The 11850-nt window shown below is 59.3% G+C and carries 10 protein-coding genes; 2 read left to right on the top strand and 8 right to left on the bottom strand.

Annotated features, from left to right (window positions below; all coding sequences use genetic code 11):
- Positions 1 to 20 precede the first annotated feature (20 nt).
- A complete protein-coding gene (locus AX755_RS18770) occupies positions 21 to 932 on the top strand; it encodes a LysR family transcriptional regulator (RefSeq protein WP_062857245.1) in 912 nt (303 codons plus the stop codon).
- Here AX755_RS18770 and AX755_RS18765 read toward each other — a convergent pair.
- The 8 genes from AX755_RS18765 to ppsR form a co-directional block, all read right to left on the bottom strand.
- On the bottom strand, positions 911 to 1690 hold the full coding sequence (locus AX755_RS18765; RefSeq protein WP_038419173.1) for a heme ABC transporter ATP-binding protein: 780 nt from the start codon (positions 1688 to 1690) through the stop codon (positions 911 to 913). The genes AX755_RS18770 and AX755_RS18765 overlap by 22 nt on opposite strands.
- Positions 1683 to 2675: a FecCD family ABC transporter permease gene (locus AX755_RS18760; RefSeq protein WP_014831563.1), complete on the bottom strand. Its 993-nt coding sequence runs from the start codon at positions 2673 to 2675 to the stop codon at positions 1683 to 1685. Before AX755_RS18760 ends, AX755_RS18765 begins: the two co-directional genes overlap by 8 nt.
- Positions 2675 to 3496 carry a heme/hemin ABC transporter substrate-binding protein gene (locus AX755_RS18755; protein ID WP_062857244.1) on the bottom strand — a complete coding sequence of 274 codons (822 nt, stop codon included), beginning with the start codon at positions 3494 to 3496 and terminating at the stop codon, positions 2675 to 2677. The genes AX755_RS18760 and AX755_RS18755 overlap by 1 nt, the downstream gene beginning before the upstream one ends.
- A complete protein-coding gene (locus AX755_RS18750; protein ID WP_062857243.1) occupies positions 3493 to 4521 on the bottom strand; it encodes a hemin-degrading factor in 1029 nt (342 codons plus the stop codon). Before AX755_RS18750 ends, AX755_RS18755 begins: the two co-directional genes overlap by 4 nt.
- Before the next feature lie 45 nt (positions 4522 to 4566).
- Positions 4567 to 6552: a TonB-dependent hemoglobin/transferrin/lactoferrin family receptor gene (locus AX755_RS18745; RefSeq protein ID WP_045295840.1), complete on the bottom strand. Its 1986-nt coding sequence runs from the start codon at positions 6550 to 6552 to the stop codon at positions 4567 to 4569.
- Between the two features lie 76 nt (positions 6553 to 6628).
- Positions 6629 to 6811 (bottom strand): hemin uptake protein HemP, encoded by a 183-nt coding sequence (hemP, locus tag AX755_RS18740; RefSeq protein ID WP_020688348.1) that lies wholly within the window; start codon positions 6809 to 6811, stop codon positions 6629 to 6631.
- Between the two features lie 209 nt (positions 6812 to 7020).
- Positions 7021 to 8067, bottom strand: a complete 1047-nt coding sequence (gene aroH, locus AX755_RS18735) for a 3-deoxy-7-phosphoheptulonate synthase AroH (RefSeq protein WP_062857242.1) — start codon at positions 8065 to 8067, stop codon at positions 7021 to 7023.
- A gap of 152 nt (positions 8068 to 8219) precedes the next feature.
- Positions 8220 to 9053 (bottom strand): posphoenolpyruvate synthetase regulatory kinase/phosphorylase PpsR, encoded by an 834-nt coding sequence (gene ppsR / locus AX755_RS18730; protein WP_062857241.1) that lies wholly within the window; start codon positions 9051 to 9053, stop codon positions 8220 to 8222.
- A 335-nt stretch (positions 9054 to 9388) separates the two neighbouring features.
- On the opposite strand from ppsR, the gene ppsA reads away from it, so the two are divergent.
- On the top strand, positions 9389 to 11767 hold the full coding sequence (gene ppsA, locus AX755_RS18725; RefSeq protein WP_013096979.1) for a phosphoenolpyruvate synthase: 2379 nt from the start codon (positions 9389 to 9391) through the stop codon (positions 11765 to 11767).
- Positions 11768 to 11850: the final 83 nt, after the last annotated feature.

Here is an 11850-nt window from a genome sequence, read left to right as displayed (position 1 = left end):
ATTAGTTAACAGGATGAAAAATGAGAATGAGTGTCAAACAGTTACGCGCGTTTTTAGCGGTAGCTCACACTCTCAATTTTGCGCACGCCAGCGAACGGTTAAATCTTTCTCAGCCAGCCCTCAGCCTGACAATTAAAGGGCTGGAGGATGCGCTGGGAGGCCCGCTGCTGCAGCGAAGCACGCGTAAGGTCACCCTGACGCAGGAGGGCGAAACCTTTTTACCGATGGCGCGGCAGCTGCTGGCTGACTGGGATAACGTCGAAGAGGCAATGCACCAGTGCTTTACGCTGCAGCGCGGCAAAATCTCGGTCGCGGCCATGCCGTCGTTTGCGGCTAACGTCCTGCCGGAGGTGCTGAAAGCGTTTCGCGATCGCCATGCAGGGATCAACGTCACCGTGCATGATGTCATCAACGAACAGGTGATTGAGATGGTGCGGGAAGGGCGGGTCGAGATGGGGATCGCCTTTGAACCAGCACCGACGCATAACCTGCTGTATACGCCGCTGGGCCTCGACCGGTTTGTCGCCATTGTGCCGAAAGCGTCCCCCCTTGCGGTGAAAAAACGCCTCTCCTGGAATGAACTGCTGACGCTGGATTTCATTACCCTGCAGCGCCCCTCGGCGGTGCGCCTGATGATGGAAGAGGAGCTGGCCCGTAGCGGCCGCAAGCTGGAGGTGGCGCTGGAGAGCCATCAGCTGGTGACGGTAGGAAGGATGGTCGCCAGCGGGCTGGGCGGCAGTGCCGTACCGGCGCTGTGCGAGGCGCAGATGACATCGCTGGGTGCGGTCTGCATTCCGCTGGACAGCCCGCCGATAGAAAAGTGTATCGGGGTGATCCATCCGGGGCACACGCAGCTCTCAAAAGCGGCGCATGCCCTGCTGGAAACCCTGAAAGATTTTTATCAGCCCGATCAAGGGGCGAGAAACACCTGAGGTGCAGCATGAGCCGGGTGTCGGCCAACCTGCACCTGCGCGCCGTACCAGCGCGTCAGCGTATCGGCCTGCAGAACCGCCTCCGGGGCCCCCTGAGCGACCATTTTGCCGTTATGTAACAACAGGATCCGATCCGCCCACAGCGCCGCCAGATTGAGATCGTGCAGCACAACACAGACATGCAAATGCCCCCGACGGGTCAGGGAAGAGAGCAGGCGCAGCAGATGCTGCTGGTGGTAAAGATCCAGCGCGGACGTGGGTTCATCCAGAAACAGCCAGCCGCGCGGCGCACCGTCGCACCAGAGCTGTGCCAGCGCGCGGGCGAGTTGAACGCGTTGCTGCTCCCCGCCGGAGAGCGCCGCAAACTGCCTGCCCGCCAGCGGTAAACAGCCGGAGATGGCCATCACCTCCTCAATCACCGACGCCTCAGGGCGGCGCGTCCACGGCGCACGCCCCATCCCGATCACCGCTTCTACCGGCCAGTCGAATCCGAGCTGGGTATTCTGGCGCATGACCGCCCGGTAGCGGGAGAGTCTGTCCGGCGGCCAGGCCGCAAGCGGCGTTCCCGCCAGACTGCACCGTCCGCTCGCGGGTTTGAGATAGCCGGTAAGCAGGCGTAACAAGGTCGATTTCCCGGCACCGTTGGGGCCAATCAACGCCACCAGTTCGCCCTGAGAGAGGGTCAGCGACACGTCGTCGATCAGCGTCCGTTGCCCGGCGTGAAAGACAATATTTTCCGCACAGTAGCGTTCAGCCATGCGCACCTCCGCGACGAAAGATAAGCCACAGGAACCACGGCGCACCGAGAAGACTGGTCAATAAACCGACCGGCATTTCCGCCGGGGCGACCAGGGTTCGCGCCAGCGTATCGGCAGCCAGCAACAGTAACGCACCGGCCAGCACCGAGCCGGGGATCACCGCCCGGTGGTCGGCCCCCAGCCACATGCGCACCAGGTGTGGCACCACAAGGCCAACAAAGCCGATGACACCGCTGACGGCCACCGCGGCGGCCACCAGCAGGGCGCTGCACAGCAGCAGGAGCCGCTGCACAACGGCCACCTCCACCCCAAGGTAGTGCGCCTCTTCTTCGCCAAGCTGCAGCAAATTAAGTGCGCCAGCCAGGCGCCAGATAACCAGCACGGTGGGAACCATCAGCGAGCAGACGGCCAGCAGCGTTGACCACTGCGCCTGGCCGAGGCTGCCCATGCCCCAGAGTGAGAGCTGGCGAAGCTGGGCATCATTACTGAGCCATGACAGCACGCCGACGGCCGCCCCGCACAGGGCATTGATGGCAATCCCCACCAGCAGCAGTCGCGACAGGGAACTGTCACGTTGCCGGCTAAGCAGGAAAATGACGAAAGTCGCGGCCAGCGCGCCGAGAAACGCCGCCAGCATCGGGGCGTACAGCATCACCAGCGCGGGCAGCGAGAGCGGAATAACCACCCACAGCGCAACGGCGAGTGCTGCGCCGCTGCTGATCCCCAGCAGGCCCGGATCGGCCAGCGGGTTACGAAACAGTCCCTGCATCACACAGCCCGCCAGCGCCAGTGAGCCGCCGATTGCCAGCGCCAGCAGCACGCGGGGCAGGCGGATCGTCAGCCAGATCTGACGCAGCGCGTCGTCGCTGCCGGTCCACAGCAGGCTGACCGGCAGGCGCAACGCGCCCACACCGCTGGCCGCCAGCGTCATGACGGCCAGCAGCGCGGCCAGCAACCACAATGCCAGTACGGCGCGTCGGGACATCAGGGCAATTGCTCCGCTTTACGGCGTAACTGCTGGATGGCCTGTGGCGTTCGCACGCTAAAGCCCAGCAGCGCCATATCGTCGATGGCCAGCATCTGCCGGTGACGTCCCGCTGGAGTTTGTGCCAGACCGGGCAGTTGCCACACCGCATCCGCCCCACCCAGAGCGTTCACGCCATCCTGCGAGATCACCACCAGGTCGGGCTGACTGGCGATAACGCCTTCCTGAGACAGCGGCTGATAGCGAGTGAAGCCCTGCATCGCGTTCTGCAGCCCTGCCGCACGAATGGCAGCATCCGCTGCGGTCTGTTGCCCGGCGGCCATCGCGGTCATCCCGCCGTGGTTGAGAATAAACAGCACCCGTTTATTGAGCGGTGACGCGGGAAGCGCCGACAGCGCCTGACGCAGCGAGTTGCGCAGCGTTTCCCCTTCTGCCTCGCGGTGCGTCGCCTCAGCGATAACCCGAACCTTTTCATCGATAACACTGAGGTCATTGCCTGCCGGAACGGTGATCACCCTGACGTGACTCTGCTCTACCTGTTTTAACGCCAGAGACGGCTGTGCCTGTGCACTGGCCAGCACCAGCGTGGGGCGCATGGACAAAATGCCTTCGGCATTCAGCTGGCGCAGATAGCCCACGTCCGGCAGCGTGTTCGCCGCCTGTGGCCACTGGCTGGTGCTGTCGCGTGCCACCAGGGAAGACGCAGCGCCGAGCGCATAGACAATCTCGGTGACGTCGCCGCCGAGCGCGACGATTTTCTCCTGTGGCGCAGCAAATGCAAGCAGCGGCAGGGCGCTGATCAGGGCAAGCCATTTTTTCATGCGGCCAGCCCTTTTGCCGTTAAGGCGTCGATCTGGCTGCGCCACTGACTCTGCTCGGGTTCGCCTTCGCTCCGCTGGCCGTACAGCTGGGCAATCTGCGTGCCGTCGGCGGCAAACAGCTCCAGGCTGGTGACATGCCCGTCAGCCGTCGGTTTGCGCGTGACCCAGGATTCGGCGATGGCGCCTTCCAGCAGATGCAGGGTAAAAGCCGGGTTGAAGATGTTCAGCCAGCCCTTCATCGGCATCAGTTTTTCCACCACGCCGGTGAAGATCTGCACGCAGCCGCGGTTGCCGACGAAAATCATAATTTCGTTCCCGTCCTGGCGTGCCGTTTCCAGCAGCTGGGCCAGTGCGGTGTTGTCGACCCTGCAGGCCAGATCGTCGCCCACCAGGCGAAACGCCTGTTGACGGCTGAGGTTGTGGCGCTTGAGCAGGCTGAAGAACTGATGCACGTCGGTCATGGCACGCCACTCTGTGTCCACGAGCGAGGCGTCCGGGTTTTCAGCGTGAGCCGGGACATCGGCCGTTTTCAACGCCAGCGGCGGATTCCCGGCAAAGATAAAGCGGGTGAGCAGATCGCCCCAGGCGGTGAGGTCGGTGTTATCCGTGGCGTAAACCTTCAGCAGGGCGTCGCCCTGGTGGTCGAAGAACTGAATGCTCTGCCGCTCGCCGTGGGCGGTGGCCTCGCTGATATGAAATACGCTCGCCCACTGGTTAAGGAACAGGCGCAGATCCAGCGCGCGCGGGTTGAGGATCAGCCCGGCGTGGCCGCTCAGGTGTTGATGGGTAAAGGCGCCGACCTGCTCGTGAACGGCGTAGTCGTTGCGGCAGATGCATTTGGTTTCGCCCACCGCTTCCAGCGCGGCCAGGATCTCGCGGACGTCACCGCGCAGGCGCCAGGCGTCATGGCCCACACGGGCGAAGGTCAGCTCGGCTTCGCTGATGTTCATTAAACCTGCGATGTCGCGCGCGTACTTACCCGGATTTTCGTCTTTTAGCTCAAGCCAGCGTGTGTAGTGATGCATTGTCTTTTCCTCTCAAAGCATTGCCCCGGGCAGCCGGGGCGGGGATTACCATTGATAACTGACGAAAATCTTCCCGTTTCGGCCATCCTGCGGAATGCCCTGTGGCGACCAGTATTGTTTGTCGAAGGCGTTGCCCAGCACCAGCGTCGTGGTAACGCCTTTAAGCTGCGCCTGGCCGGTGTAGCTCACGTAGAAATCATTAACCGCGTAGCCGGGTTGCTCACTGTAGCTGCTGCTGATGTGCGTTGAGCGATCGACAAAGGTACCGATCCAGCCGACGGAGAAGCCGCTTTGTGCCAGCGGAATATCCAGCTTGCTGGTGACGGTATCCGGGTTGATGCTGGAAATATACTCGCCCGTGTCGGTATCTTTTCCGCGCGTGCGGTTATAGGCGAGGTCGAGGTTGAACAGGTCGGCGGAGTATTTCGCCATCACGTCCCAGCCCCAGATTTTGGCGTTCGGGACGTTATATGACATGGTGGTCGCCGCCGCAAAATCGACGGTGGTGGAGATGTAGTCTTTGGCGTTGGTATCGAAATAGCTGGCTTTAAACTCCAGCGCATCGTTGGCCAGCATCAGATCATCAAAGCGCAGACCAAAACCATACTCCTGCGTTTCGTTGGTTTCCGGGCGCAGATTGGGGTTAGGCACCCAGTAGTTGGTATAGAAGCGGCCAATGGAGAAGTGTTTGGCGTCGTTATACATTTCGCCCATGGTTGGCGCGCGGAACGCCTGCGCGTAAGAGCCGAACAGCATCAGCCAGTCGGTCGGGCTGACGGTTAACCCGGCACGGGAGGACCACTTATCGGCATCCACATCCTTGTAGCCGTCGCTGCTGCCGCGGTAGTTGTCGTAGCGCGTGCCGCCAAGAAGGGTCACGGGGAGGTCGCGCAGGGTGATTTCATCCTGCAGCCAGCCGGAGCTGAAATCGATTTGTGCCTGCGGGAAGCCCGTTGTTGCCCCGCCCGGGCGTTGCTCCTGACGATAATACTCACCGCCGTAGGTCAGCAGATGTGAGGCAAAGGAATCGCTGAACAGGCGGGTGCGGTTCTCCACTTTGCCGCCTTTGGTGGTCTGTTTGCGAAACTCACCGCTGCCGTCGATGTTCTGGGCGTTGATACGTGCTTCGGACCAGTAAATTTTCGCGTCGGCGTTCAGCCAGTCGTTACCCTGTGGAGCAAGGTGATAGCCGAGCTGCGCGTCACGCTGGATGGTGGAGCGGTCGGTCAGCGGGTTACTGCTGCTGTCTGCTGTACTGGTTTGCGGGTTTTTCGGCTCCTGTGCAGCGTTATTGTAATAGCGCAGGGAGCCGCTCAGGCTCTGGGCCGCGTCGATTTTCCAGCTGCCCTTCGCCAGCATGTTCTGAATGGATTCGTCGTTCGGGGCGGTGGTGCCGTCACTCTGGCGCAGATCGCCACGATCCCGGCTCGACCAGGAGAGCAGCCCGTCCAGGGTATCGGTGCGGCCATAGGCGCTGGCCCCCATGCCGATGCTGTGATCGCCCGTCGCACCGGTAGCGAACACCCGATAGCCGCTGTTTTTACCCGGCTCAAGCAGATCTTTGGCATCGACGGTGTCATAGGCAATCACACCGCCCAGCGCGCCGCTGCCGTACAGCAGGGCCGACGGACCGCGCACCACTTCGATACGTTTAATCAGCGCCGGATCGAGGAACGTGCTGTTCAGGTGGCCGGTGTCGGTTCCCTGGCGCACGCCGTCAACCAGTACCAGCACGCCGCGACGGTCATAACCGCGCAGGTTAACGTCCTGGCCGTTGGTACGTCCGGTGCCATCGAGCGTCAGGCCGGGGACGTTACGCAGCAGGTCGGCTGCCGAGCTGGCAGTCTGTTTATCCGGTGTGCTGGCGTCAATCACGCTCACCATCATGGGGGCTTCGAAGGCGCTACGGGCGTTACCCGTGGCGGTCACGGTCATTTCATCTGTGGTAGCAAACGCGACGCCCGGCAGGGTGCTGACAATCGCCAGCGCCAGAAGTGACGGACGTAAAGGCGCGGAAGGCAGGTGTGGCATAGCAACTCTCCATTAAGAATTGAAAGCGCTGGCTGCCTGGGGTTCACCTGGGTGGCTGGCGGAGTTTTTGTGTTGTTTATTTTGTGAGGATCAATTTTCCGGCATGGGTCTGGCGCAGCAGGTAGCGTTGACCGTCATGCTCGATAATGACCCGTCCCTCATCGCCCAGCAGGGTTTTGCTGTCAATGCGACGCTCGGCGGGGGCGGATGCTGTGTCTGTTTTTGGCGGCGTTGCCGCAGTGTTATCCGTACGTGACATAATGTTTATAAATAACAATCAATGTAGCAATGATAATCATTATCAATAAACTGCAAATTCGCGGCAAGCGTTTTTGTGAAAAAAGGGTGAGAGGATCAAATTTGGGGGTGAAGTGCGGTCAGATGCCCTCACCCCGACCCTCTCCCACAGGGAGAGGGAGAAGGGCACGGATCGTAGGCCGGGTAAGCGCAGCGCCACCCGGCGGGGGGTTAGAAGCGCGTATCGATCGCAGACGCCAGCTTATCCAGCAGCAGTTCGCTGTCTTCCCAGCTCAGGCACGGGTCGGTGATCGACTGGCCGTAAACCAGCGGCTGACCCGACACGATTTTCTGCGTGCCTTCGCGGATAAAGCTTTCGGCCATAATGCCCGCAATGGCGCTTGAACCGCTGCGGATCTGCTGGCAGATCTCATCGCAGACATCCAGCTGGCGACGGTGCTGTTTCTGACAGTTACCGTGGCTGAAGTCCACCACCAGATGTTCCGGCAGATCGAACTCGGCCAGCGTTTCACAGGCCGCGGCGATATCCCCGGCGTGATAGTTCGGTTTCTTGCCGCCGCGCATAATGATATGCCCGTACGGGTTACCGCTGGTCTGGTAGATGGTCATCTGGCCGCTCTTATCCGGCGAGAGGAACATGTGGCTGGCACGCGCAGCGCGGATCGCATCGACCGCAATCCGGGTGTTGCCATCGGTTCCGTTTTTAAACCCGACCGGGCAGGAGAGGGCAGAGGCCATTTCACGGTGGATCTGGCTCTCGGTGGTCCGCGCGCCAATCGCGCCCCAGCTGATCAGATCGGCGATAAACTGGCCGGTCACCATATCGAGAAACTCGGTGGCCGTGGGAACGCCCAGCTCGTTCACCTGCAAAAGCAGCTTACGTGCCAGCTCAATCCCATGGTTAACGCGATAGCTGCCGTTGAGATCGGGGTCTGAAATTAATCCTTTCCAGCCCACCACGGTACGGGGTTTTTCAAAGTAGGTCCGCATCACGATCTCAAGGCGATGCTGGTGTTGTTCCCGCAGCCCCTGTAGCCGTTTTGCATAATCCATCGCCGCGTCCAGGTCATGGATCGAGCAGGGGCCAATTACCACCAGAAGACGTTTGTCTTCACCATTAAGAATTTTTTCAATGCGTCGGCGCGAGGCCGTAACATGCTCCGCAACGCCTGCGGAAAGTGGATGCCGCTGTGCCAGTTCAGCCGGTGTAACCAGGCTGTCAATGCGCGCTGTGCGGAGTTCGTCGGTTTTATTCATGGAATGTCTCAGAAATTTTTTGCTTCATCGGCAGACTACCGGGAAGTGATGGGCATCACCTTAAACCAATCCCTGCTGATTTCAAGTTCGGGGCGGCTCCGCCCCGAGGATGTGGTGGATGATACCTGAATCTGAGCTAATGTACTAGCATATTAGTACATGCGGCGATTAAGACCCATGATGTCGAGAATTTTGGTGGCGATCTCTTCGACCGAATAGTTGGTGCTGTTCAGCCAAGGGATCTGGTTTTTGCGGTACAGCGCTTCCACTTCGGAGACTTCCATTCGACACTGGCGCATGGAGGCGTAGCGGCTGTTCTCGCGGCGCTCTTCGCGGATGGCGGCAAGGCGCTCCGGGTTAATGGTCAGCCCGAACAGCTTGTGCTGCAGCGGCTTCAGGGCGGCAGGCAGCACCAGATTGTCCATATCATCGGCAATGAACGGGTAGTTGGCGGCACGAATACCAAACTGCATCGCCAGGTAGAGGCTGGTAGGGGTTTTGCCGCAGCGCGAGACGCCCAGCAAAATGACCTGCGCCTGGTCGAGGTTTCGCAGCGAGATGCCGTCGTCATGCGCCAGGGTGTAGTCAATGGCGGCGATACGCGCATCGTATTTGGTCAGGTTGCCGGGGTTCAGCCCGTGAGTTCGGTGTGCGATGGGGGTCGGGTCGAGCTTCAGCTCGCTCTGCAGCGGGGCCACCAGCGCCTGCACGATATCCTGACAAAAGCCTTCGCTTTGCAGAATGATGTTGCGAATTTCCGGGCTCACGATGGAGTAGAACACCAGCGGGCGTACGCCCGTCTGCTGGTAAATGGCATCAATCTGGTCCTTGACCGCCCGCGCGCGGCTCTCATTTTCCACAAACGGCAGCGTGATGCTGTTAATCGAAACGGGGAACTGTGACATCACCGCATGCCCCAGCACCTCGGCGGTAATCGCCGTACCATCAGAAATATAAAAAACGTGGCGATCGACAGCATTATCCATTTTATCCACCCTGAATATCGGACCTAATTGTCTGAAAGCATAAATTAAAAAAGTTAATTGCACAGCAAAGAAGTTATCTGAATTTAAAATGAAATGGTGTTTTTGATTTTCCTGAAAAGTGGATTTCATTTTTCAAATAGCGACGTCATTTTTGTGGTTTTTGGCTGAATATATAGGAATCATCGGCTTATCCGGTGGAGGGAAAGTATCCGAAAAGTTGAAAATTTAAATTGCTTACACGATTCACCGTTTTTTTAGCGTAAATAAATATGCCAGTATAAATACGTAGTCAGGTGTTTCTTACTCCGATCAAATATCACAAAAGGATTGTTTCGATGTCCAACAATGGCTCGTCACCGCTGGTGCTTTGGTATAACCAACTCGGCATGAATGATGTAGACAGAGTTGGGGGCAAAAATGCCTCCCTGGGTGAAATGATTACAAATCTGTCCGGTATGGGTGTCTCCGTACCAAACGGGTTTGCCACGACCGCCGATGCGTTTAACCTGTTTTTAGACCAGAGCGGTGTAAACCAGCGCATTTACGACCTGCTGGATAAAACGGATATTGATGACGTTACCGAGCTTGCTAAAGCCGGGGCGCAGATCCGCCAGTGGATTATCGACACACCTTTCCAGCCGGAACTGGAAAAAGCCATTCACGATGCGTACAACCAGCTCTCCGCTGATGATGCGCAGGCCTCTTTCGCCGTGCGCTCCTCTGCAACCGCAGAAGACATGCCGGATGCCTCGTTCGCCGGACAACAGGAAACCTTCCTGAACGTTCAGGGGTATGACGCGGTGCTGGTGGCGGTGAAACACGTGTTCGCCTCCCTGTTTAACGATCGCGCTATCTCTTATCGCGTGCATCAGGGCTATGACCATCGCGGCGTCGCGCTCTCTGCGGGCGTACAGCGTATGGTGCGTTCCGACGTGGGCTCTTCCGGCGTGATGTTCTCCATTGATACCGAGTCCGGCTTCGACCAGGTGGTGTTCATCACCTCCGCGTGGGGCCTGGGTGAAATGGTGGTGCAGGGGGCCGTGAACCCTGACGAATTCTACGTCCACAAACCGACGCTTGCCGCCAACCGTCCGGCAGTAGTTCGCCGCACCATGGGCTCGAAAAAAATCCGCATGATCTATGCCCCGACCCAGGAGCATGGCAAGCAGGTGAAGATTGAAGATGTACCGCAGGAGCTGCGCGACCGCTTCTCCCTGACCGACGCCGAAGTGCAGGAGCTGGCGAAGCAGGCGGTGCAGATTGAAAAACACTACGGCCGTCCGATGGACATCGAATGGGCCAAAGACGGTCACACCGGCAAGCTGTTCATCGTCCAGGCGCGCCCGGAAACGGTTCGCTCCCGCGGCCAGGTGATGGAGCGTTATACCCTCCACGCGCAGGGCAAAATCGTGGCGGAAGGTCGCGCGATTGGTCACCGCATTGGTGCCGGTCCGGTGAAAGTGATCCACGATATCAGCGAGATGAACCGCATTGAACCGGGCGACGTGCTGGTAACCGACATGACCGACCCGGACTGGGAACCGATCATGAAGAAAGCCGCGGCTATCGTCACCAACCGTGGCGGGCGTACCTGTCACGCGGCGATCATCGCCCGCGAGCTGGGGATCCCGGCGGTTGTCGGGTGCGGTGACGCAACCGAACGCATGAAGGACGGACAGAACGTGACCGTCTCCTGTGCCGAAGGGGATACCGGCTACGTGTATGCTGACATCCTTGACTTCAGCGTGAAAAGCTCCAGCGTCGATACCATGCCGGACCTGCCGCTGAAGATCATGATGAACGTCGGTAACCCGGACCGCGCGTTTGACTTCGCCTGCTTGCCGAACGAAGGCGTGGGCCTGGCGCGTCTGGAATTCATCATCAACCGTATGATTGGCGTTCACCCGCGCGCGCTGCTGGAATTTGACGACCAGGACGCAAAGCTGCAGAACGAAATTCGCGAGATGATGAAAGGCTACGACTCGCCGAAAGAGTTCTACGTTGGCCGTCTGACCGAAGGGATCGCGACGCTCGGGGCGGCGTTTTATCCGAAGCGCGTGATCGTGCGTCTGTCGGACTTTAAGTCTAACGAATACGCCAACCTGGTGGGCGGCGAGCGTTACGAGCCGGAAGAAGAGAACCCGATGCTGGGCTTCCGTGGGGCCGGACGTTATGTCTCCGACAGCTTCCGCGACTGCTTCGCGCTGGAGTGTGAAGCGGTAAAACGCGTGCGCAACGACATGGGGCTGACTAACGTTGAGATCATGATCCCGTTCGTACGTACCGTGGACCAGGCGAAAGCGGTGGTGGACGAACTGGCGCGTCAGGGGCTGAAGCGCGGCGAAAATGGGCTGAAGATCATCATGATGTGTGAGATCCCGTCCAACGCCCTGCTGGCAGAGCAGTTCCTGGAGCACTTCGACGGCTTCTCTATCGGTTCGAACGACATGACGCAGCTGACGCTGGGTCTGGACCGTGACTCCGGCGTGGTCTCTGAGCTGTTCGACGAACGCAACGAGGCGGTGAAAGCCCTGCTGTCGATGTCCATCCGTGCGGCGAAGAAACAGGGTAAATACGTCGGGATTTGTGGCCAGGGCCCTTCTGACCATGAAGACTTCGCGGCCTGGCTGATGGAAGAGGGGATCGACAGTCTTTCCCTCAACCCGGACACCGTGGTGCAAACCTGGCTGAGCCTGGCTGAACTGAACAAGTAACGTCTTCCGTATCTGAAAAGGCGAGGGAAATAATCCTCGCCTTTTTTATTTCCGCTTATATTTGCTCCCCATCACAAATAAAG

It is taken from the genome of Enterobacter sp. SENG-6, from assembly GCF_001605945.1.
Classification (GTDB): Bacteria; Pseudomonadota; Gammaproteobacteria; order Enterobacterales; family Enterobacteriaceae; genus Enterobacter; species Enterobacter cloacae.
This window is presented reverse-complemented; position numbering and strand designations above follow the sequence as displayed.

What these genes read in the sequence shown, in the direction of transcription:
- ppsA (WP_013096979.1), top strand. Translation starts at nt 9,389, where the DNA reads ATGTCCAACAATGGCTCGTCACCGCTGGTGCTTTGGTATAACCAACTC.
- AX755_RS18770 (WP_062857245.1), top strand. Translation starts at nt 21, where the DNA reads ATGAGAATGAGTGTCAAACAGTTACGCGCGTTTTTAGCGGTAGCTCAC.
- ppsR (WP_062857241.1), bottom strand. Translation starts at nt 9,053, where the DNA reads ATGGATAATGCTGTCGATCGCCACGTTTTTTATATTTCTGATGGTACG.
- AX755_RS18765 (WP_038419173.1), bottom strand. Translation starts at nt 1,690, where the DNA reads ATGGCTGAACGCTACTGTGCGGAAAATATTGTCTTTCACGCCGGGCAA.
- AX755_RS18755 (WP_062857244.1), bottom strand. Translation starts at nt 3,496, where the DNA reads ATGAAAAAATGGCTTGCCCTGATCAGCGCCCTGCCGCTGCTTGCATTT.
- hemP (WP_020688348.1), bottom strand. Translation starts at nt 6,811, where the DNA reads ATGTCACGTACGGATAACACTGCGGCAACGCCGCCAAAAACAGACACA.
- aroH (WP_062857242.1), bottom strand. Translation starts at nt 8,067, where the DNA reads ATGAATAAAACCGACGAACTCCGCACAGCGCGCATTGACAGCCTGGTT.
- AX755_RS18760 (WP_014831563.1), bottom strand. Translation starts at nt 2,675, where the DNA reads ATGTCCCGACGCGCCGTACTGGCATTGTGGTTGCTGGCCGCGCTGCTG.
- AX755_RS18745 (WP_045295840.1), bottom strand. Translation starts at nt 6,552, where the DNA reads ATGCCACACCTGCCTTCCGCGCCTTTACGTCCGTCACTTCTGGCGCTG.
- AX755_RS18750 (WP_062857243.1), bottom strand. Translation starts at nt 4,521, where the DNA reads ATGCATCACTACACACGCTGGCTTGAGCTAAAAGACGAAAATCCGGGT.